This window comes from Bacteroides propionicigenes, from assembly GCF_018390535.1.
In the GTDB taxonomy this organism is placed as follows: domain Bacteria; phylum Bacteroidota; class Bacteroidia; order Bacteroidales; family Bacteroidaceae; genus Bacteroides; species Bacteroides propionicigenes.
On sequence record NZ_JAHBBW010000006.1, the window covers coordinates 204964 to 228313 of the forward strand.

General features: G+C 43.6%; 19 protein-coding genes. 17 read left to right on the forward strand and 2 right to left on the reverse strand.

Going from position 1 to position 23350, the window contains the following annotated elements:
• The 9 genes from KG118_RS10465 (at position 1) to KG118_RS10505 (ending at position 11102) form a co-directional block, all read left to right on the forward strand.
• Positions 1–2445: a glycoside hydrolase family 3 N-terminal domain-containing protein gene (locus KG118_RS10465; protein WP_117711513.1), complete on the forward strand. Its 2445-nt coding sequence runs from the start codon at positions 1–3 to the stop codon at positions 2443–2445.
• Between the two features lie 5 nt (positions 2446–2450).
• Positions 2451–3707, forward strand: a complete 1257-nt coding sequence (locus tag KG118_RS10470) for a uroporphyrinogen decarboxylase family protein (RefSeq protein WP_117711512.1) — start codon at positions 2451–2453, stop codon at positions 3705–3707.
• A gap of 24 nt (positions 3708–3731) precedes the next feature.
• Positions 3732–4370 (forward strand): cobalamin B12-binding domain-containing protein, encoded by a 639-nt coding sequence (locus tag KG118_RS10475; RefSeq protein ID WP_029429433.1) that lies wholly within the window; start codon positions 3732–3734, stop codon positions 4368–4370.
• 17 nt (positions 4371–4387) lie between these two features.
• Positions 4388–5086: a vitamin B12 dependent-methionine synthase activation domain-containing protein gene (locus KG118_RS10480; protein WP_117711511.1), complete on the forward strand. Its 699-nt coding sequence runs from the start codon at positions 4388–4390 to the stop codon at positions 5084–5086.
• A gap of 5 nt (positions 5087–5091) precedes the next feature.
• A complete protein-coding gene (locus KG118_RS10485; RefSeq protein WP_117711510.1) occupies positions 5092–6102 on the forward strand; it encodes a uroporphyrinogen decarboxylase family protein in 1011 nt (336 codons plus the stop codon).
• Positions 6103–6194: 92 nt separating this feature from the next.
• A complete protein-coding gene (locus KG118_RS10490; RefSeq protein WP_117711509.1) occupies positions 6195–7307 on the forward strand; it encodes a glycoside hydrolase family 26 protein in 1113 nt (370 codons plus the stop codon).
• A 13-nt stretch (positions 7308–7320) separates the two neighbouring features.
• Positions 7321–8511, forward strand: coding sequence for a glycoside hydrolase family 130 protein (locus tag KG118_RS10495; RefSeq protein WP_117711508.1), 1191 nt, complete (start codon positions 7321–7323; stop codon positions 8509–8511).
• 7 nt (positions 8512–8518) lie between these two features.
• Positions 8519–9898: an MFS transporter gene (locus KG118_RS10500; RefSeq protein WP_213388437.1), complete on the forward strand. Its 1380-nt coding sequence runs from the start codon at positions 8519–8521 to the stop codon at positions 9896–9898.
• 13 nt (positions 9899–9911) lie between these two features.
• A complete protein-coding gene (locus tag KG118_RS10505) occupies positions 9912–11102 on the forward strand; it encodes an AGE family epimerase/isomerase (protein WP_199598772.1) in 1191 nt (396 codons plus the stop codon).
• Between the two features lie 98 nt (positions 11103–11200).
• On the opposite strand, the gene KG118_RS10510 is transcribed toward KG118_RS10505, so the two are convergent.
• Positions 11201–12538, reverse strand: coding sequence for an aspartate kinase (locus tag KG118_RS10510; protein ID WP_117711505.1), 1338 nt, complete (start codon positions 12536–12538; stop codon positions 11201–11203).
• 288 nt (positions 12539–12826) lie between these two features.
• On the opposite strand from KG118_RS10510, the gene KG118_RS10515 reads away from it, so the two are divergent.
• From KG118_RS10515 to KG118_RS10550, 8 genes are all read left to right on the forward strand, one after another.
• Positions 12827–14170: a sigma-54-dependent transcriptional regulator gene (locus KG118_RS10515; RefSeq protein WP_117711504.1), complete on the forward strand. Its 1344-nt coding sequence runs from the start codon at positions 12827–12829 to the stop codon at positions 14168–14170.
• Between the two features lie 464 nt (positions 14171–14634).
• Entirely contained in the window at positions 14635–14715 is an 81-nt protein-coding gene (gene kdpF / locus KG118_RS17660) for a K(+)-transporting ATPase subunit F (protein ID WP_081446778.1), read from the forward strand.
• Positions 14716–14727: 12 nt separating this feature from the next.
• Entirely contained in the window at positions 14728–16434 is a 1707-nt protein-coding gene (gene kdpA, locus KG118_RS10525; RefSeq protein WP_117711503.1) for a potassium-transporting ATPase subunit KdpA, read from the forward strand.
• 25 nt (positions 16435–16459) lie between these two features.
• Positions 16460–18508 (forward strand): potassium-transporting ATPase subunit KdpB, encoded by a 2049-nt coding sequence (kdpB, locus tag KG118_RS10530; RefSeq protein ID WP_117711691.1) that lies wholly within the window; start codon positions 16460–16462, stop codon positions 18506–18508.
• A 17-nt stretch (positions 18509–18525) separates the two neighbouring features.
• Positions 18526–19107 (forward strand): K(+)-transporting ATPase subunit C, encoded by a 582-nt coding sequence (locus KG118_RS10535; RefSeq protein WP_117711502.1) that lies wholly within the window; start codon positions 18526–18528, stop codon positions 19105–19107.
• Between the two features lie 8 nt (positions 19108–19115).
• The gene (locus KG118_RS10540) at positions 19116–19871 is read left to right on the forward strand and encodes a hypothetical protein (protein ID WP_117711501.1); all 756 of its coding nucleotides are present in this window, start codon (positions 19116–19118) and stop codon (positions 19869–19871) included.
• Positions 19868–20992 (forward strand): sensor protein KdpD, encoded by a 1125-nt coding sequence (locus tag KG118_RS10545; protein ID WP_117711500.1) that lies wholly within the window; start codon positions 19868–19870, stop codon positions 20990–20992. Before KG118_RS10540 ends, KG118_RS10545 begins: the two co-directional genes overlap by 4 nt.
• A gap of 20 nt (positions 20993–21012) precedes the next feature.
• Positions 21013–22452, forward strand: a complete 1440-nt coding sequence (locus KG118_RS10550; RefSeq protein WP_117711499.1) for an ATP-binding protein — start codon at positions 21013–21015, stop codon at positions 22450–22452.
• Between the two features lie 18 nt (positions 22453–22470).
• On the opposite strand, the gene KG118_RS10555 is transcribed toward KG118_RS10550, so the two are convergent.
• Entirely contained in the window at positions 22471–23337 is an 867-nt protein-coding gene (locus KG118_RS10555) for an AraC family transcriptional regulator (RefSeq protein WP_117711498.1), read from the reverse strand.
• Between the last annotated feature and the right edge of the window lie 13 nt (positions 23338–23350).

Sequence of the window (23350 nt, forward strand, 5' to 3'; positions counted from 1 at the left end):
ATGAAAAAGAAAGTCATATGCTCAGTTTTGTTAGGCTTGATGGTATCTGGACAATTAATAGGAGCAGATTATATTAAGCCGAAGAAAGATAAAAAAACAGGAATATCCTACTATGATTTGAATAAGAACGGCCATCTTGATATCTATGAGAATCCTGCTTTTGCAGTAGAAGAACGTGTCCGTGCTTTACTCTCTCAGATGACTCTAGAAGAGAAAGTCGGCCAGATGCTTACTTCTTTAGGATGGCCGATGTATGAGCGCCAAGGGAATACAATCCGCCTGACTGAGCAATTGGTTCGGGAGATTGAAGAGTATCACACTGGTTCGCTTTGGGGATTTATGCGTGCTGACCCATGGACACAACGTACGTTGACTACCGGGTTAACTCCTGCATTGGCAGCCAAGGCTTCAAATATGCTTCAAAAATATGCAATTGAACATGGGCGTTTAGGAATTCCCCTGTTTTTGGCAGAAGAGTGTCCGCATGGACACATGGCTATCGGAACAACTGTATTTCCGACATCTATTGGGCAGGCTAGTACCTGTAATCCTGAGTTAATCAGAAGAATGGGGCGTGCTATTGCTACTGAGGCAAGTGCACAGGGAGCGCATATCGGTTATGGTCCGGTACTTGATTTGGCTCGTGATCCCCGCTGGTCCAGGGTAGAAGAAACGTATGGTGAGGATGCTTATCTCAATGGCGTGATGGGGGCTGCTTTAGTAAAAGGTTTCCAAGGTGAGTTTCCAAGAACTAAAGGTAAAGTAATCGCTACTTTAAAACATTTTGCAGCTTATGGCTGGACAGAAGGCGGACATAATGGAGGAAGTGCCCATGTTGGTAATCGGGAAATGGAAGAAGCTATTTATCCCTCTTTCCGGGAAGCAGTTGCTGCCGGAGCATTGTCTGTGATGAGCTCCTATAATGAAATCGATGGTATTCCTTGTACAGCTAATTCTAATTTATTAACCGGATTATTGAAAGAACGTTGGCAATTTAAAGGTTTTGTCGTTTCTGATCTTTATGCAATCGGAGGGCTTCGGGAACATGGAGTTGCAGATACGGATTATGAGGCAGCAGTGAAAGCTGTAAATGCGGGTGTGGATAGTGATTTAGGAACAAATGTTTATGCCGGGCAATTGGTAAATGCCGTAAAAAGGGGAGATGTGCAGGAGGTTGTGATTAATAAAGCTGTCAGCCGGATACTTGCTCTAAAGTTCCATATGGGTTTATTTGATCATCCTTTTGTTGATGAGCGGGAACCGGAACAAGTCGTGGCATCAACAGAACATCTGGAATTGGCTCGTGAAGTAGCTCGTCAATCCATCATTTTATTAAAGAATAAGAATGAGTTGCTCCCTTTGAATAAAAAGATGAAGACTATTGCGGTTATTGGTCCGAATGCTGATAATATATACAATATGCTGGGAGATTATACGGCACCTCAAAGTGAGTCTTCGGTAGTTACGGTATTGGATGGTATCCGTCAGAAAGTTTCCAATGATACACATATTATATATGCTAAAGGGTGTGCTGTGCGTGATTCTTCTAAATCGGGTTTTCAGGAAGCAATAGAAGCAGCCCGGCAGTCGGATGTGGTTGTAATGGTGATGGGTGGTTCCAGTGCCCGTGATTATTCTTCAAAGTATGAAGAAACGGGTGCAGCAAAAGTCCCTGATAGTCATATCAGTGATATGGAGAGTGGAGAGGGCTATGACCGTTCTACTCTTGAGTTGCTGGGAAGACAGCGGGAACTGATACGAGAAGTGGGAAAATTGAATAAACCTATTGTATTGGTATTGATTAAAGGGCGCCCCTTATTACTGGAAGATATTGAAGCAGAAGTCGATGCTATCGTTGACGCCTGGTATCCGGGTATGCAAGGAGGAAATGCAGTTGCCGATGTATTGTTCGGTGATTATAATCCAGCCGGGCACTTGACTATTTCAGTACCACGCTCTGTGGGACAGCTTCCGGTATATTATAATACAAAACGGAAAGGAAACCGCAGTAAATACATAGAAGAAGAGGGTACACCTCACTATCCTTTTGGTTATGGACTCAGCTATACATCTTTCAATTATTCGGACTTGAAGGCGGAGGTTGTAGAAGCAGAAGATAGCTGCCTGGTAAATATTTCAGTGAAGGTACGGAATGAAGGCTCACGGGATGGAGATGAGGTCGTTCAACTTTATCTTCGTGATGAAGTGGCTAGTTTTACTACTCCTTTTAAGCAGTTATGTGGATTTCAACGGATACATTTGAAAGTTGGTGAGACAAAGGAAATAACATTCCGGTTAGATAAGAAATCACTGGCACTCTATATGCAAAATGAAGAGTGGGCTGTAGAACCCGGTCGTTTTACATTGATGCTTGGTGGTTCTTCTGAACAAATTTATCAGCAAAAAGAAATTGAGATAACCAAAAGATATACTTTTAAAATGTAAATATCATGAGTAAATCAAGAGATAGAGTGCTCCAGGCACTGAATCATCAGAATACTGATTATGTTCCGGTAGATTTTGGTTCTACCGCAGTGACAGGTATTCATTGCCGTATTGTAGAAGCTTTACGAAATCATTATGGATTGGAATCTAAGCCTGTGAAAATAGTGGATGCTTTTCAAATGTTGGGTGAAGTTGATGAGGAACTTGTAGAACTGTTGGGAGTAGATTGTATAGGTATTGGTGGAGCGAAGGATATATTTGATCTGGATACCACACAACTTCATGAACAGGTCACTCCGTGGGGGCAGCGTGTATTAGTTCCTTTGAGTATGGATCTTACGCCGGATAGCCAGGGAGATGTTTATGTTTATGCCGGTGGTGATAAAACATATCCTCCCAGTGCTGTGATGCCCAAAGGATGTTATTTTATCAATGCCATTGAAAGACAGCAATCTATTGATGAAGAAAAATTGAATCCCGAAGATAATGTTGAAGAGTTTACATTGTTGACGGATGCTGATCTTGCTTACTATAAAGAACTAGTGGATAAGGTGTCTGGTTCAGGAAAAGCCGTAGTTGCCAGTTTTGGAGGGACGGCTTTAGGGGATGTAGCATTTGTTCCGGGTATGGGATTGAAAGAACCGAAAGGTATCCGTAGTGTCGTAGAATGGTATATGTCGACAGCTATGCGTCAGGATTATCTCCATCAGGTATTTGAGAAAGAGATTGATATCGCGATAGCCAACTATGAAAAACTTTGGAATACATTGGGAGATAAAGTCGATGTTGTACTGACTTGTGGAACTGATTTCGGTTCTCAGGAATCTCAGTTCTGTTCTCTTGATACGTTCAAAGAACTTTGGTTACCTCATTATCGTCGTATGAATGACTGGATACATCAGCATACTACATGGAAAATTTTCAAACATTCATGTGGGGCTATTATTCCTATCCTTCCGGGTCTGATAGAGGCGGGGTTCGATATTATCAATCCGGTACAGATTAATGCCAAAGATATGGATTCACATAGGCTGAAGGAAGAGTTTGGTTCTCAACTCACTTTTTGGGGTGGGGGAATCGATACGCAACAAATATTGCCCTTTGGTACTCCCGATGAAATCCGTCGCCATGTGATAGGACAGTGTGAGATCCTGGGGCGTGATGGAGGTTTTATTTTTAATGCAGTGCATAATATACAGGCTAATGTTCCGATTGAAAATGTAGTTGCTTTATTTGATACTTTGAAAAGTCTTAGAAATTAATAACCTAAATATAGAAAAGTAATGATGAATAATCTGAATGAATTATATGATGCAATTTTGGTAGGTAAACTGGAAGATGCAGTAAAAGTAACCAAAATAGCAGTTGAAGAAGGAATGACTCCTCATGAAATTATAAACCAATACATGATTAAAGCGATGGAGGAAATCGGAAGTCGTTTTGAGGCAGGTAAAGTTTTTGTTCCGAATCTTCTGATGAGTGCCCGTGCCATGCGTGGCGCTTTGGATGTCTTGAAACCTTTGATGCAGGGACAAGTCGATTCTTATATTGGGAAGATTGTGATAGGTACTGTAAAAGGAGATCTGCATGATATCGGTAAGAATCTTGTAGCTTCCATGTTTGAAGGGTGTGGCTTTGAAGTTATTAATCTGGGAGTTGATGTGTCGAGTGATAAATTTATCAGTGCTGCTCTGGAGAATAAGGCGGATATTATTTGTATGTCGGCTCTACTTACCACGACCATGAACTATATGAAGGAAGTAGTTGCAGCCGTTGAAGCTTCCGAATTGAAAGGAAAGGTGAAGATTATGGTTGGAGGAGCTCCTGTGAATGATGCTTTTGCAAAAGCAATAGGTGCCGATGCATATACCAGTAATGCCAACGCTGCTGTTGTAATGGCCAAGAAACTCATTGCTGCAAATTAATTTTTGAAAAGAATCTTATGATGGATAGGGAGATTTATCAATACGAGCTACCTTGGAATGCACTTCAACTTAATTCGGAAGATATTTATCTTTCAATGGGAGTTGGTTATGTCCCGAATGAAGAGATGCTAAAGCAACTTGATCTTTTGAAAAAAGAGATTGCTGTTCGATGTCGTCCACGTTGCCTTTATGCTTTTTTTGAAGCCAGTCTGGCAACTAATAATCATATAGGCATAGGTGGTGTGGAGCTACATACCGGTGCAGTTATTACTCCCTATTTGTTGGATGCTGACCGATATGTATTGTTTATAGCTACTGCCGGACAGGAGTTCGAACAGTTCCAGCATGAAGTAAAATCTTCCGGTGATATTTTGCAGGAGTTTTTGCTTGATTCCTTGGGCTCTGCAATTGCGGAGGCAGTTGTACGCGAAGTGTGTAGTAAAGTTGAAAACCATGTTTTGCCACTGGGATATGGTGTAAGTCATCCGTATAGTCCGGGATATTGCGGTTGGCATGTGACACAGCAAAAGTTTTTATTTTCTTTACTGCCGGAACAACCTTGTGGAGTTCGGTTGAGTGAGTCCTCTCTAATGTCTCCCATTAAATCGGTAAGTGGAGTAATTGCTGTAGGTGAGAGAATCGTGAAACGTAAATATGGCTGTGAGCTTTGTGGCAAAGCAGACTGCTATAAGAATAGAAACAAATTAAAAAAGTGATTGCCATGAATATATCAAAATGGATTGAAGATATAATTACTTCTGATAAAAGTTTGTCTATGCCTATCATGACTCATCCGGGTATTGAATTATTAGGTAAGAAAGTACTGGATGCCGTGACTGATGGTGAAGTTCATTTCCAAGCTATTCATGCTTTGAATGAGCGCTTTCCCCAGGCTATGGCATGTACCGCCATTATGGACCTGACTGTAGAAGCTGAAGCTTTCGGGAGTCAACTCTGTATGAGTGAACATGAGGTTCCTACGGTTACAGGCCGTTTGTTGACCTCATTTGAAGATGTGAACGCATTACAGATTCCTTCTTTGGATAGTGCCAGAGTTCCCCAGTATCTGAAGGCGAATGCTATGGCTGCTGCCGGAATAAATAAACCTGTCTTTGCCGGTTGTATAGGTCCTTATTCACTTGCCGGACGGTTGTTTGATATGACTGAAATAATGATGGCGATATATACTGAACCTCAGACTGCTACTTTATTACTTGAAAAATGCACGGAATTCCTTCTTAGTTATTGTCAGGCAATAAAGGCAACAGGAGTGGCCGGAGTCGTAATGGCAGAGCCAGCGGCGGGATTACTTTCTGATGAAGATTGTTTTCAGTATTCTTCATTATATGTAAAGCAGATCATTGAAGAGGTACAAGATGATTCGTTTGCAGTGATTCTTCATAACTGTGGTAATACAGGACATTGTACTCCTGCCATGTTGAAAACCGGTGCTAAAGGATATCATTTTGGAAATAAGGCTGATATGGTAGAAGCACTGAAAGTTTGTCCTGCAGATGTACTGGTTATGGGTAATCTGGATCCGGTTGGTATTTTCAAGATGGCCTCGCCGGAAGTAGTTGCCCGTCAGACAGAGGAGCTTCTGAATTGCACATCTTCATATCCGAATTTTGTAATTTCAAGTGGTTGTGATACCCCTCCGGAAGTTCCATTTGCCAATATTGAAGCTTTTTATCAGGCAGTGGAGAGATATAATAATGAATGTGGCAGATAAAGACAAAAAAGAGATAAAATTGTATCAGTTTATCCATTTACAGTCAGCTATCTTTGTCGTGTAAAATAAATGGGAACCTAAATAGAATAAAAATGAATAAGCTTAAAGGGATTACGTTAACATTGGCCACTACTGCTCTTGTAGCATGTGGACCGGGTCAGAAACAGTCAAATTTTAGTTCGTCTTCTATGCATACAACAGAAACGGAGAATTTACTTGCTAACCTTAAAAAAGTATCATCTAAAGGGATTATGTTTGGACATCATGATGATACTAACTATGGTATAGGTTGGGATGGTGAAGAGGGACGCTCCGACGTAAAAAGCGTGTGCGGAGATTATCCCGCTGTTATCAGTTTCGATCTGGGACATATAGAACTGGATGATACAGTGAGTCTGGATAATGTTCCGTTCAGTAAGATTCGTCGAGAAATACTGAACCAATATAAAAGAGGAGGAATGTCTTCTTTGAGCTGGCACTTACGTAATCCTCTGACAGGTGGAGACTCATGGGATGTATCAGATACAACAGTGGTGAAGTCTGTTCTTTCTGGAGGAAGCAATCATGAGAAATTCACCGGCTGGGTAAGTAAAGTTTCTGCCTTTATTAATTCTCTGCAGACAGAGGATGGAGTAAAAGTCCCCGTACTTTTCCGACCGTGGCACGAGCATACAGGTAGCTGGTTCTGGTGGGGTGAGAAGCTCTGTACTCCCGAAGAATATAAAGCACTTTGGCAAATGACGGTGGATATTCTTCGTGAAGATGGTGTGAATAATGCTCTTTATGCTTACTCCCCCGGTTCCGAGCCACAAGATACTGTACAATACCTGAATCGTTATCCGGGAGATGAACTGGTTGATGTAATCGGCTTCGATACTTATCAATTTGATCGTGATAGTTATATTGCTAATCTTGAAAAATCGCTTGCCATTATAGATAGTATCGGTAAAACACACAATAAAGTAATTGCTATCACTGAAACCGGATATGAGGGTATTCCCGATTCGAAATGGTGGACTGAAACTTTATTACCTGTCATAGAGAAGTATCCGATAGCTTATGTGCTAGTTTGGCGCAATGCTCGTGAGCGCGTAACTCATTTCTATGCTCCTTATCCAGGGCAAGTCTCTGCTAATGATTTTGTGGAGTTCTATAAAGACCCTAAAACTTTATTTGCAGCGGATGTAAATTCTTTATATAAATAAGAAAATCATCAATATGGGAATTCTTAATGATAAGATAAAACAACTCATTCAAGGACATGAGGAGTTGATAACAAGAGAAAATGAGCCAGTAAAGGGTGGCAACGGTATATTCACCCGCTATAAATATCCTGTACTAACCGCCGCGCACACCCCTGTCTTTTGGCGATACGATTTGGATGAAAACAGTAATCCTTATCTAATGGAACGAATCAGCATTAATGCCACGATGAATTCCGGTGCCATAAAATGGAACAATAAGTACTTATTGGTGGTTCGGGTGGAAGGGGCCGATCGTAAATCATTCTTTGCCATAGCCGAAAGTCCGAATGGTGTTGACAATTTCCGTTTTTGGGATTATCCGATAATGATGCCTGAAGACATTGTTCCGGCAACTAATATTTACGACATGCGTCTCACAGCCCATGAAGACGGTTGGATATATGGTATTTTCTGTGCGGAACGGCACGATGACACAGCTCCAGTGGGAGATTTGTCTTCTGCAACGGCTACGGCAGCTATTGCCCGTACCAAAGATCTGAAAACTTGGGAGCGTCTGCCGGACTTGAAAACTAAAAGTCAGCAACGTAATGTGGTGCTTCATCCGGAATTTGTAGATGGTAAATATGCACTTTATACCCGTCCGCAGGATGGTTTCATAGATGCCGGAAGCGGTGGAGGTATTGGTTGGGCATTGGTGGATGACATAACGCATGCTGAAGTAAAGGAGGAAAAGATTATTGACCAACGCTATTATCATACTATCAAAGAGGTGAAGAATGGCGAAGGGCCGCATCCTATCAAAACCTCTAAGGGGTGGTTGCACTTGGCACATGGAGTACGTGGTTGTGCGGCAGGATTGCGTTACGTACTTTATATGTATATGACAGCCTTGGACGAACCCTCCAAACTGATAGCTGCTCCCGGTGGTTATTTCATGGCGCCCGAAGCGGAAGAACGTATAGGCGATGTAAGCAACGTACTTTTCTCCAACGGGTGGATTGTTGATGATGACGGAACGGTATTTATCTATTATGCTTCTTCCGATACGCGGATGCATGTTGCAACCTCTACTGTCGATAAGTTAGTGGATTATTGCATGAATACTCCTGTTGACGGTCTGAGTTCGTCCGCATCGGTGGACACTTTAAAGAGATTGATAGATAAAAATTTGGAATTATTGAAACAGCAACCTGTTTCTAAATAAACATAGTATGATAAAACTTACAGAGAAAATAGGCTATGGATTTGGAGATATGGCCTCATCCATGTTCTGGAAACTGTTCGGCGCTTATCTGATGATATTCTATACGGATGTTTTCGGTTTGCCGGCTGCGGTGGTAGGAACTATGTTCCTGATAACAAGAATATGGGATTCGGCTTTCGATCCTATTGTCGGAGTTGTTGCCGATCGCACACACTCCCGTTGGGGAAAGTTCCGGCCTTATCTCTTGTGGTTGGCCGTTCCGTTCGGTATCATAGGTGTGCTGACTTTTGTTACTCCGGACTGGAGCCCGACCGGTAAGTTGGTTTATGCTTATGTCACCTATTCGTTGATGATGATGATATATTCTGCCATCAATGTCCCTTACGCTTCTCTATTGGGTGTGATGAGTCCTAATCCTAAAGAACGCAACACACTTTCTACATATAGAATGACCTTTGCCTACATCGGTAGTTTTATAGCTTTGCTGCTGTTTATGCCGTTGGTAAACTTTTTCAGTGGTAACAGTAAGGACTTGGGCGACCAGCAGACCGGTTGGACTATGGCGGTTGTTGTTATAGCCATATTATGTATTATTTTATTCTTTGGTTGTTTTGCCTGGACAAAAGAGCGGGTAAAGCCTATCAAAGAAGCACAGAATCCGTTGAAAGAAGATCTGAAAGATCTGTTTAAAAACAAGCCTTGGTGGATCTTATTGGGTGCGGGTGTGGCTGCTTTGGTATTCAACTCCATTCGTGATGGCGCTACTGTCTATTACTTCAAGTATTTTGTTGTAGAGGAAGATTATGCAACTGTCTCCTTTTTCGGTATGTCATTCGTGTTGAGTGGATTATATCTCGCTTTGGGGCAGGCTGCCAATATAATAGGCGTGATAGCTGCTCCTGTCAGCAACTGCATCGGCAAGCGTAATACCTATATGTGGGCTATGATTATAGCCACAGTCCTTAGCGTTATTTTCTATTGGTTTGATAAGGAAGACCTGATATGGATGTTTGTATTTCAGGCACTGATCAGCATTTGTGCGGGTAGCATCTTTCCGTTGCTTTGGTCCATGTATGCCGATTGTGCTGATTATTCGGAACTGAAAACCGGTAATCGTGCCACCGGTTTGATATTCTCCTCTTCTTCCATGAGCCAGAAGTTCGGTTGGGCTATCGGGACGGCAATCACCGGCTGGTTGCTTGGCTTTTTTGGCTTTCAGGCAAATGCCGTACAAAGTGAAGAAGCGATTAGCGGTATCAAGATGTTCCTGAGTTTTCTACCGGCGGTAGGCACGATATTGAGTGTGGTCTTCATCAGTATGTACCCGCTTACTGAAAAGAAAATGAAAGATATAACAACTGAATTGGAATGCAAAAGACAATTATAAGAAAATGATGTGTATGAATATACTAAGCGAGATGCAGCTTGAGATGCGTACTGTGCTGGAAGATAATATTCTTTCGTTTTGGGAAGATAAAATGACAGATTCGGTGCATGGTGGTTTCTATGGCTGCATCACCGGGACAGGTAAGCTGGAACCGCAGGCTGTGAAAGGAGCTGTACTCAATGCCCGCATATTGTGGACTTTCTCGTCGGCTTACCGCCTGTTGGGGAAAGCCGAATATCTGGAGACAGCCACCCGTGCCAAACGTGTCATTATCGATCAATTCTACGACAAGGAACAGGGTGGAATATATTGGTCGCTCGACTATGCAGGTCGTCCTGCAGATACCAAGAAACAAATTTATGCCTTAGGTTTTGCCATTTATGGCCTGAGTGAATACCATCGTGCTACCGGAGATGAAGAAGCGCTGACCTATGCCATCCGTCTCTTCAAAAGCATTGAACAATATAGTTTCGATTCCGTAAAGAACGGTTATTGCGAAGCATTAACTCGTGATTGGAACGAAATTTCCGATATGCGTCTCAGTGACAAGGATGAGAATGAACGCAAGACCATGAATACCCATTTGCACATTTTGGAGCCTTACACAAATCTCTATCGCGTGTGGAAAGACGCTGTTCTTGAGAAGCAACTTCGTAACCTGATAGAGCTTTTCACAGATAAGATATTGAACCAGCAAACCGGACATTTGGAGCTCTTTTTTGATGATGATTGGGTGAGCAAATACCGTATCATATCCTATGGACATGACATTGAGGCTTCCTGGCTGATTCATGAGGCGGCTTTAGTCTTGGGAGATAAAGCACTGTTGGAGAAAGTGGAACCTTTGGTGGAGTACATCGCGGCCGCAGCCGATGAAGGATTGACGTCCGAGGGCGGCATGATTTACGAGACTTTCCCCGACAAAGGCACCACAGACCGGGATTGCCATTGGTGGGTGCAAGCCGAAAACGTGGTGGGGCACATTAATCTTTATCAACATTTCGATGATGAAGTGGCTCTTCAGAAAGCATCTCGCTGTTGGGAGTATATCAAGAAGCATTTGATAGATTACAAAAACGGAGAATGGTATTGGAGCGTTCGTGCCGACGGAACGGTAAACACAGCCGATGATAAGGCGGGTTTCTGGAAATGCCCCTATCATAACGGGCGCATGTGTATGGAAATGATAGAGCGCTTTTCATAAAAAAACAGGTTAGTTGTTTTCAGGTTGAGGCTATATTAGAGTGAGGTATTGGGGAATATCCATTCTGATATAGCCTCTCCGTTATGTATAGGAACGTATTATCCTGTGACTTTGTCTGTCTCCGGTTCGAAGAGTTTATTGCTGAGTGCCTGCAAAGCTCTTTTCTTATCTTCCGTCTTAATGACGAATGCCACGTCACTGTCATTGCTGCCATACGAAATCATACGTAGCGGGATATCTGCCAGGGCTTCTATAATTTGTGCTTCGACACCGGCATACTGCCAGCGCATGTTTCCTACCACGGATACAATAGACATGCGGTCTTCCATCAGAATTTTGGCATATTGTTCCAGTTCCGCAAGGATTTTGCATAGACGCTCGCTGTTGTCTATGGCGACGGATACATTCTGATTGGATGAAACCAACAAACAAAGCGGGGTTCTGTGCTTGGCAAACGTATCAAAAATCTTACTGATAAACTGATAAGGACATAAGCAATGTTTCGACTCGAATTTCACGTAGAAGATATTGTCTTTGGCGGCTATGGCCTTGATGATATTGTCGTCTTGCAAATTCGAAATCAATGTTCCCTCTGCCTGAGGATTCATTGAGCTGAGTAACCGTACCGGGATATTGCGCTTGCGTGCCGGAGCGATGCAAAACGGGTGCAATATTTTTGCTCCGTAAAAGGCCAGTTGTTCGGCTTCGTTGAAACTGAGATGCTTTACGGAACGGGTTCCCGATACTTCACGCGGGTCATTATTGTGCATCCCGTCAATGTCTGTCCATATCTGTATTTCCTCTGCGCAGATGGCAGCGCCGATGAGCGATGCAGTATAGTCGCTGCCGCCCCGTTTCAGGTTGTCCGTTTCATTATAAGCATTTTTGCAGATATACCCTTGAGTAATAAAAAGATTGATGCCGGGATACTGTGCCAATTGCGCCTGCAGTTTTTCCTCTATATATTTCAAGTCCGGTTCTCCTTCCGGTCCGGTACGCATAAAGTTGAAAGCGGAGAGCAGGATATTGGCAATCTTTCGTTCCCGCAGGTAGAAGTGCAGCAGGGCTGTACTGATAAGTTCTCCTTGTGCCAATACCTCTTTTTCTTCAATCGAGGTGAATTCATCATTGATAAATTGCCAGAGTCGCTGGAAGCGGTCGAGAATATAATCTATTGCTTCTCGCTTTGTGGACTCGTCTGTCAACAGTTCGTTGGCGAAGTCAATGAACTGGAATTCCATCCGGGTTATTTTCTCGTGTGCCTGCTCTATATCGCGGTTGAACAGGTTGGCTGCAATTTCTTCCAGATGATTGGTTGTGCCTGCCGTTGCGGACAGGACTACAATCTTCGGTGTGGACTCTGAAATGAGTTCCGCTAAGTGTTTCATTCTCTCTACTGTGCCGACGGAAGTACCGCCGAATTTGTAAACTTTCATTTTTAATTCATTTTTAATTATTCTTTTTTTGTTGCCGGATGAAGCCTCTGTATTCCTTTTCGTTTTAGAAGGCTCATGCCCAAAATGGAAGGGTGAGTTTCTTTTTCTGTTCTCTTACAATGTCTCTGAGGATACATTGTAAGGCGTTTTTCTACTTCTCCGTAGCCTTATGTACAGTCCTTTCACTTATAAAAGTTCAAAAGACATGCCGTTTGTTTCCCGGAAAACGTTTATATTTGCACATCCCCTGTTTTTACCATTTATTACTTTAAACTTATCCGAAGAAATATGAGCAAGATTTTAATCGTTGACGATGAAGTACAAATCCGTACCCTTTTGTCACGTATGTTGGAGTTGGAAGGATATGAAGTATGCCAGGCCGGTGATTGCAGGAATGCTTTGAAGCAGTTGGAACTCCAAAGCCCGGATGTCACCCTGTGCGACGTGTTCCTTCCTGACGGTAATGGGGTAGACCTTGTGTCGTCTATCAAGAAAACAGCCCCTAACGTCGAGATAATCCTGTTGACTGCACATGGAAACATTCCGGACGGTGTGCAAGCCATTAAGAACGGTGCTTTCGATTATATCACTAAAGGTGATGATAACAATAAAATTATACCACTCGTCAGCCGTGCTGCAGAGAAGGCGCGTATAAACGTCCGTTTGGAGAAATTGGAAAAGAAAGTGGGACAAACGTATTCTTTCGATTCTGTTCTGGGGGATTCAAAAGTTGTGAAGGATGCTATTTTGCTGGCGCAGAAAGTGTCGGGCACAGATGTACCGGTATTGCTGACAGGTGAAACGGGTACGGGAAAAGAGGTCTTTGCCCAGGCCATACATTATAATAGCAAGCGTGCCAAGCAGAATTTCGTTGCGGTTAATTGTTCCTCTTTCAGCAAGGAATTGTTGGAAAGCGAGATGTTCGGTCATAAGGCCGGTTCGTTTACGGGAGCATTGAAGGACAAGAAAGGACTGTTTGAGGAAGCAAACAACGGTACAATCTTTTTAGATGAGATTGGAGAAATGGCTTTTGAACTGCAAGCCAAACTTCTGCGTATCCTTGAAACGGGTGAGTATATAAAGATTGGCGATACGAAACCTACTCGTGTGAATGTACGCATTATTGCTGCGACCAACCGTAACCTGCAGGAAGAGATTGCTGCAGGACACTTCCGTGAAGATTTATTTTATCGTCTCTCTGTATTCCAGATACACCTGCCGCCATTGCGCGAACGGGCAGGTGATGTACGTCTCTTGGCGAAAGCTTTTGTAAGGAGCTTATCTTGCAGTTTGGCGCGTCCCATTACGGAAATAGCGCCTGCTTTTCTTGAAGCCCTTGAGCAACAGCCTTGGAAAGGCAATATTCGTGAACTGCGCAATGTGATAGAACGCAGCCTGATTGTTTGCGAGAGCGAACGGTTGGATGTTGCCGACTTGCCGCTTGACATACAGAACGCACATTACGAACAATCCAGTGAAACCTGTCCCGGCAGTTTTGAACTTTCGGCCATGGAGCGTCGTCACATAGCCCGTGTGCTGGAATACACGAAGGGCAATAAGACGGAAGCTGCCCGCCTGCTCAAAATCGGACTGACTACACTCTACCGTAAAATAGAAGAATACGGAATATAAGCTACTTTATCTTATCGCTTGTCGGAAGTTTCCCTGTATGGAACAAAGTGTTTCAACGCATGAAACTTTCTGTTCCACCGCTTGAAACTAACAGTTTTCTACGTTGAAATTGTTGGTTTTCCCTATTGAAACCAATGGACTCTGCGAATGAGCCTCGAATCATGCCATGATTCTTTTCTATTTTGATAGACACCCTTTCATTTTGGAAGGGTGTTTTCTTTTCTTGTAACCCATTACTTTTTTATATGTCCCTGCAACTCATTGTTTTATCTTCTCGACCGGACTTTTGGCATACATTTGGCATTTATGGAGTCGGTAAAAACATGAATATTAAATTAACAAAGTAAAAACATGGGAATAACAATTTCATTTATTGTCTGCCTGTTGAGCGGTTTTCTCGCTTTCTGGCTGTTCTGGAAAAGTGTGGATTGGTTTGAGAAGATTTAAAGAGGAGAGAAAAGATTATGTACACAGTATTATTTGTATTAGGTGTTGCAGTGTTCGGGTACTTGATGTATGTGCTGGTAAAACCCGAAAAGTTCTAAAAGATTAAAGAAATGAATACGGAAATTTTAGGTGTGGTTTTGCAGATTTTCCTGTTGGTGGTAATTTCTTACCCGTTGGGAAAGTATATTGCAAAGGTTTATAAAGGAGAGAAGATATGGTCGGACTTTATGAAACCGATAGAGAGATTGATATTTAGGATAACAGGTGTTAATCCCAATGAAGAAATGAACTGGAAGCAGTTCCTCAAAGCGTTGCTGATATTGAATGCTGTCTGGTTTGTTTGGGGAATGGTACTGTTGGTCAGTCAGGGGTGGCTGCCGTTGAATCCGGACGGGAATGGTCCGCAGACTCCTGACCAGGCGTTCAATACTTGCATCAGTTTTATGGTGAACTGTAACTTGCAGCATTATTCCGGTGAGAGTGGGCTGACGTATTTCACTCAATTGTTCGTCATCATGCTCTTCCAGTTTATTACTGCAGCGACAGGTATGGCGGCCATGGCGGGCATTATGGAGTCCATCAGCCGTAAAACGACGAATACAATCGGCAACTTCTGGAACTTTCTTGTGTTGAGTTGTACGCGTATCCTTTTACCGCTCTCTCTGATTGTCGGCTTTATCCTTATTACACAAGGTACTCCGATGGGCTTTGATGGTAAGATGGAAGTGGCTACGCTTGAAGGACAGGAACAAACGGTTTCACAAGGACCGGTGGCTGCCATCGTTCCTATCAAGCAGTTGGGTACGAACGGTGGCGGTTACTTCGGCGTAAATTCGTCTCATCCGTTGGAAAATCCTACCTACTTGTCCAATATAGTAGAATGCTGGTCTATCCTGATTATACCTATGGCTATGGTTTTTGCGTTAGGCTTTTATACAAAACGCATGAAACTGGCTTATAGTATTTACGGTGTAATGCTCTGTGCCTATTTGGCGGGTGTCGGCATCAACGTCTATCAGGAGATGAACGGTAATCCCCGTATCGATGATATGGGCATTGCACAGGACAACGGGGCGATGGAAGGCAAGGAAGTCCGTTTGGGAGCAGGCGCCACTGCTTTATGGAGCATTGCGACTACGGTTACTTCCAACGGTTCAGTCAATGGTATGCACGATTCCACGATGCCTTTGTCCGGCATGATGGAAATGTTGAATATGCAGATTAATACTTGGTTTGGCGGTGTCGGAGTAGGGTGGATGAACTATTATACGTTTATTATTATTGCAGTCTTCATCAGTGGGCTGATGGTAGGGCGTACGCCGGAACTCTTAGGAAAGAAGGTAGAAGCCCGGGAGATGAAAATAGCGACAATCGTTGCATTGCTTCATCCGCTTGTGATATTGGTGGGTACGGCTTTGTCTTGTTACCTTTTTGCTCATCATCCGCAGTTTGTAGAGAGTGAGGGCGGGTGGCTGAATAATCCCGGTTTTCACGGACTGAGCGAGCAATTCTATGAGTTCACTTCATGTGCAGCGAATAACGGATCGGGTTTTGAAGGCTTGGGAGACAATACCTACTTTTGGAACTATGCCTGTGGTTGGGTGCTGATTCTAAGTCGTTTTCTTCCTATTGTGGGGCAGGTTGCGATAGCGGGTCTGTTGGCACAGAAAAGGTTTATTCCAGAAAGTGCCGGCACACTGAAAACGGATACGTTCACTTTTGCCGTAATGACTTTTGCCGTAATCTTTATTGTGGCAGCACTATCCTTTTTCCCGGTACATACGTTGAGCACAATTGCTGAACACTTCAGTTTGTAATGGATAAGAATAATTAGAAATGGTTATGAAAGATAAAAAATCAGCTTCTTTGTTTCAGAAGGAGCAAGTTGTGGAAAGTTTAAAGCAGTCATTCGTGAAATTGAATCCGCGGGTGATGATAAAGAATCCGATTATGTTCACTGTAGAGTTGGTGACTCTGGTGATGCTGGCAGTCTGCATTCTCTCTTTAGAAACATCGGAATACGGTACGTTCGGCTATAATTTCTTGGTATTTGCAGTATTGTTTGTCACTTTATTGTTCGCCAACTTTGCCGAAGCTATTGCCGAAGCCCGTGGTAAGGCACAGGCGGACAGCCTGCGCAAGACGCGCGAGGAGACTCCCGCCAAAGTATTGGTGGAGGGTAAACTGCGCACAGTCAGCAGTGCACGCCTCAAGAAAGGAGATTTCTTTGTTTGTGAAGCGGGTGATACGATTCCTGCCGATGGTGAGATTGTGGAAGGACTGGCTTCTATTGATGAGAGTGCCATTACCGGTGAATCGGCTCCGGTAATCCGTGAGGCAGGCGGTGACAAAAGTTCCGTAACCGGTGGTACGAAAGTTCTTTCGGATAAGATAAAGGTATTGGTAACACAACAACAGGGGGAGAGCTTTCTCGATAAAATGATTGCGTTGGTAGAGGGTGCTACCCGTAAGAAAACGCCGAACGAAATAGCGCTGACTATCTTGTTGGCAGGATTTACGTTGGTATTCGTGATTGTATGTATTACGCTGATTCCGATGGCAGACTATACCAATATCGCTCATCCGGGCACCTGTATCTCTATTGCAGCCATTCTCTCTTTATTTGTTTGCCTGATACCGACAACCATCGGCGGTCTGCTTTCGGCTATCGGTATTGCCGGTATGGACCGTGCCCTGCGCGCCAATGTCATTACAAAATCGGGTAAAGCCGTAGAAACGGCCGGTGATATCGATACGCTGCTATTGGACAAGACTGGTACGATTACTATCGGTAACCGCAAAGCTACCGGGGTTCATCCGGCTCCGGGTATCGATGAAAAGGTGTTTGTAGAGGCTTGCCTGCTGTCCTCGCTTTCCGATGAAACTCCGGAAGGAAAGTCCATCATCGAGTTGGGACGTGAGAACGGTCATCGTATGCGCGACCTCAACACTGCGGGTGCTCATATGATTAAGTTTACCGCTGAAACCAAATGCTCCGGTGTAGACCTGCAAGATGGTACTCAAATCCGTAAAGGTGCATTCGACGCTATTCGACGCATTGTGGAAAGTGCCGGAAATAAATTCCCGAAAGAAGTGGAAGAAGTGATTGCCGCTATTTCGGGCAATGGCGGTACTCCGCTGGTGGTATGTGTCAATAAAGCGGTGCTGGGAGTCATTGAATTGCAGGACATCATCAAACCTGGTATTCAGGAACGTTTTGAACGTCTTCGTAGAATGGGAGTAAAAACGGTTATGGTGACTGGCGACAATCCGTTGACTGCTAAATATATTGCCGAAAAGGCCGGTGTGGATGATTTCATTGCCGAAGCAAAGCCGGAGGATAAAATGGAATATATCAAGAAAGAGCAGCAGGCCGGTAAATTGGTTGCCATGATGGGAGACGGAACCAATGATGCCCCCGCACTGGCGCAGGCAAATGTGGGTGTTGCCATGAATAGCGGCACACAGGCTGCAAAGGAAGCCGGGAATATGGTAGACTTTGATAACGACCCGACCAAGCTGATTGAAATTGTAGAAATTGGCAAACAGCTACTGATGACGCGTGGTACGCTTACTACATTCTCCATTGCGAATGATGTCGCCAAGTACTTTGCTATTATTCCCGCGCTGTTTATGGTTGCTATTCCTCAGTTGGCTCCGTTGAACATCATGGGGCTGCACAGTCCTGAAACAGCCATTCTTTCGGCCATAATCTTTAATGCTATTATTATTCCCATACTGATACCGTTAGCTTTGAAGGGCGTTCAGTACAAGCCTATCGGTGCAAGTGCGTTGCTACGCCGTAACTTGTTGATTTATGGCTTGGGTGGTGTCATTGCACCGTTCATAGGTATTAAGTTGATAGATATGTTTGTCAGTTTGTTTTTTTAATTTAAAGTAGAAAGAAAATGAAAACTCTTTGGAAATCAGTAAAAATAACAGTTGCTTTCTGTATATTCTTTTCGGTATTCTATATCCTTATCTTATGGATATTTGCACAATTTGCAGGACCGAATAAAGGTAATGCCGAGGTCTTGACTTTGAACGGCAAGGTAGTGGGCGCTGCCAATGTAGGGCAGATGTTTACGGAAGATATTTATTTCTGGGGACGGCCTTCCTGTGCCGGTGAAGGTTACGATGCAAGTAGTTCGGCTGGTAGTAATAAAGGTCCTACAAACGAGGAGTATCTTGCAGAGGTGGAAGCACGTGTTGGTACATTCTTGCTGCATCATCCTTATCTACAACGCAAGGACGTTCCTGCCGAAATGGTAACGGCCAGCGCTTCGGGATTGGACCCTGACATTACGCCTGCCAGTGCCTATGTACAGGTAAAACGTGTGGCTGAGGCGAGGGGACTGGATGAGGTTGCTGTCAGGAATATCGTTGACAAGACCATTGAAAAACCCTTATTGGGGCTGTTTGGTACGGAGAAAGTGAATGTTTTGAAATTGAATATAGCATTGGATTTGGAAAAAACGAATGAAAAATAATTAGAGATATGAATCATTTTAAAGTAACAATAATAGGTTTTATAGCAGCTGTGGTAGTAAGCTTTTATGGGGGGGATAAAGTGTGTGCGCAAGAAGTCCGGATACAGGGAGATTTGGTAAGTTCCTATGTGTGGCGCGGCTTTTATCAGACCGGAGTTAGCTTTCAGCCGACTTTAGGTTTTGGAATAGGTGATTTTTCGTTGACAGCATGGGGTTCTACCGATTTTGACGGAACAAGTTCTTCTGAAGGTGCGGCAGCTAAGGAAATAGATTTGACGGCGGCATATACGTTCGGCGATTCCGGTCTTACTTTGTCCGTTGCCAGCCTTTGGTGGGCTGGTCAGGGAGCCAATAAGTATTTTAACTTCAAGAGTCATGAGACGGCTCATCATTTTGAAGCGGGACTTGCCTATACATTACCGTTGGAGAAGCTCCCGCTTTCGATAGCTTGGTACACGATGTTTGCCGGTGCGGATAAAAATGACAAAGGAGGGCAGAACTATTCTTCTTATGTTGAACTGAACTATCCGTTCAGTATCAAGTCTGTCGATTTGAATGCCATTTGCGGTTTTCTTCCTTACGAAGCCGGTGTGGGTGTTTACGGAGTTCCAAACAGGGGCTTTGCCGTCACCAATCTTGGCTTGAAAGCCACGAAAGATATAAAGGTAACGGATAAATTTGCTATACCGATATTTGCACAAGCCATTTGGAATCCCCGTATGGAAGATGCGCATCTGGTGTTTGGCATAACCCTGAAACCATGAGTAGGGAAGAGAGCGTACAACATTTCCTCGACTTGATTAAGAAATCGCGTCGCGGGAAGTTTAAGGTCTATATCGGTATGATTGCCGGTGTAGGCAAAACTTATCGTATGCTTCAGGAGGCCCGTGACCTGTTGGATAATGGTGTGGATGTAAATATTGGCTATGTGGAAACACATGAGCGTGCCGGTACGGAGGCACTGTTGAAGGGACTACCTGTTATTCCCCGACGTAAGATATTCTATAAGGGGAAGGAACTCGAGGAAATGGATCTTGACGCCATCCTCCGTATTCACCCGGAACTTGTCATAGTGGATGAACTGGCGCATACTAATGTGGAAGGCAGCCGGAATGAGAAGCGCTGGCAGGATGTGATGGATTTGTTGGATGAAGGGATAAACGTCATATCTGCAGTTAATATACAGCATATTGAGAGTATCAATGAAGAAGTACAAGGCATTTCCGGCATCGAGGTAAAGGAACGTATCCCCGATAGTGTATTGGAAGAAGCAGATGAAGTTGTGAATATTGATCTGACGGCGGAAGAATTGATAACCCGTCTGAAAGCCGGTAAGATATACAAACCGGATAAGGTAGCTCTTGCTCTGAATAACTTCTTCAAAACAGAAAATATCCTGCAATTACGTGAGTTGGCTTTAAAAGAAGTTGCGTTGAGGGTAGAGAAGAAAGTAGAGAATGAGGTGGTGGTCACCAGTGTAGGTGTGCGGCATGAGAAGTTTATGGCATGCATCAGTAGTCAGGAAAAAACGCCGCGCCGCATTATCCGTAAGGCAGCGCGATTGGCGACCCGTTATAACACATCCTTCGTCGCACTTTATGTGCAGACTCCCCGTGAGAGTTCCGACCGGATTATACTCGCAAATCAGCGGCATCTGCTGAATCATTTCAAGCTGGTGACCGAATTGGGTGGGGAAGTTATGCAGGTGCAATCCAAAGATGTATTGGGTAGTATTGTTACAGCTTGCAGAGAGAAGCAGATTACTACCGTTTGCATGGGAAGTCCCTCGTTTGCTTTGCCGCAATCTCTGTTTATGGTGCTGAAATATAGAAAATTTGTGAGTGAACTGGCGCAAGCAAACGTAGATTTGATTATACTTGCATAAAATTTAATTCTTTGAGTATTATGAATATTCGTACAAAATTGATACTTAGTGTGGGCATTCTAACCGGTATGATTATACTGTTGGTAGCGCTTTCTGTTGTAAACCTTCAGATATTGACGGCTACCGAACCGGATAGTCCTGCCGCCATGCCCGGTCTGCAACGTGCCTTGTTATGGATTTCCGTTACAGGCGGTGTTTGCATTCTTGCCGGTATTGTGCTGCTGGTATGGTTACCCCGCTCCATAAACAAACCTATCAGGGAACTGACGCAAGGTATCCTCGAAATAGCCAACCATAACTATGAAAAGCGTCTTGATATGAGTGAACATGAAGAGTTTCGTAAAGTAGCTGACAGCTTCAACAGTATGGCAGAGCGTCTCACGGAATATCGTACCAGTACGTTGAATGATATATTATCTGCCAAAAAGTTTTTGGAGGCTATTGTAAACAGTATCCATGAGCCTATTATAGGTTTGAACTGCGGACACGAAATCCTTTTTATAAATAAGGAGGCACTGACGGTTCTTAACCTGAAACGTGAAGATGTTATTTGCCGTTCGGCTGAGGAATTGTCGCTGAAAAATGATTTGCTTCGCCGGTTGGTCCGAGAACTGATTAATCCGGGTGAGAAGCGGGAACCCCTGAAGATTTATGCCGATAACAAGGAAAGCTATTTTCAGGCGTCCTATATCACCATTGTGAATACGGATGCCGATACAGACGAACCTCATAATTTGGGTGATGTTATCCTATTGAAAAACATTACTGAATTTAAAGAACTGGATACGGCGAAAACTACTTTTATCTCTACGATTTCGCATGAACTGAAAACTCCTATCTCCGCAATCCTTATGAGTTTGCAGCTTCTGGAGGATAATCGTATCGGTGCTCTGAACGAGGAACAGGAACAACTTTCTAAGAGTATCAGGGAGAATGCCGACCGTCTGCTGGATATTACGGGTGAACTTCTTAATATGACTCAGGTAGAAGCCGGTAAGTTGCAGATGATACCGAAGATAACAAAACCTATAGAATTGATAGAATATGCCATCAAAGCCAATCAGGTACAGGCTGATAGGTTCAATATCCAGATTGAGGTGGAATACCCGGAAGAGAAGATGCCGAAGCTGTTTGTGGATAGCGAGAAAATAGCATGGGTACTCACTAACCTATTAAGTAATGCCATTCGTTACTCTAAGGAAAACGGTCGTGTCTTGATTGGTGCAAAACAGGAAGATAATTTTGTGGAACTCTATGTACGGGACTTTGGTAAAGGTATTGATCCGCGTTATCATCAAAGTATCTTCGACCGCTACTTCCGTGTACCCGGTACTAAAGTGCAGGGAAGCGGATTAGGACTCTCCATATCCAAAGACTTTGTTGAGGCTCATGGTGGTACGTTGACAGTCCAAAGTGAGTTGGGGAAAGGAAGCTGTTTCGTTATTCGGCTGAAAGTATAATAGTTTTGCGACGTTTCCTTATTTTCTACGATACTGTTGCGGTGACATTCCTGTCTGTTTCTTGAAGAAAGTGCCGAAGTAGGATGCGTTCGGGAAGTTGAAAAAGTCGGATATTTCCTGTACGTTTTTTTGTGTATTCTTGAGCAGTGAGATGCTTTTGCGGATAATAGATTTGAATACCAGTTCTTGTACCGTATATCCACAGATGGATTTGGACAAGGCTGAAAGGTATTTTGGGGATAGGCATAGTTTGTCCGCATAGAAGTCTACTCCTCGTTCTTCCGTATAGTATTGCTCTATCAACTGTACCAAACGGATGAATATATCATGCTTGTGGCTTACGGATGCTTTTTCTGCAATGAGCTTACGGGTATAGACCGAGCATAGCCTGTAAGTCAATGCGAGCAGGAGCAGTTTCTGTTCGTATCGGTTGAATGTATTCTCTTCGATTTTCAGCGTATTGTCCAGTAGTGACAGGTATTTCAAGACCTCTTCTTCTTCTCCGGTATTCCATACATAGCATGGCTCGGTGGCCAAATGAGAATACAAGTTCATGGATACTACCGAATTTCCCATGATATCCCGTATGGGGTCAGTTTGATAAATAAAGATGAATACTTCCACGTCACCGGATGCATACAGTACTTGAAACAAGGAATCTTTCGGAAGGAAGAGCGTATCGCCGGCTTTGGCGGAGAATGATTTTTGATTAAGAATAAAAGTAAAATTCCCCTGGCGACAAATTACCAGTCCCACGCCTTCTATCAGGAATGGGCTTTGCAAGGCAGGCGGAAACGAGTAAAGCATACCTTCCGAACTGCAAATTTGTTGTTTGCTCAATAATGCACTGTCAAGGTGCGATAGGCGTTCTTGCTGGGTATCCATGACATTAGGAATT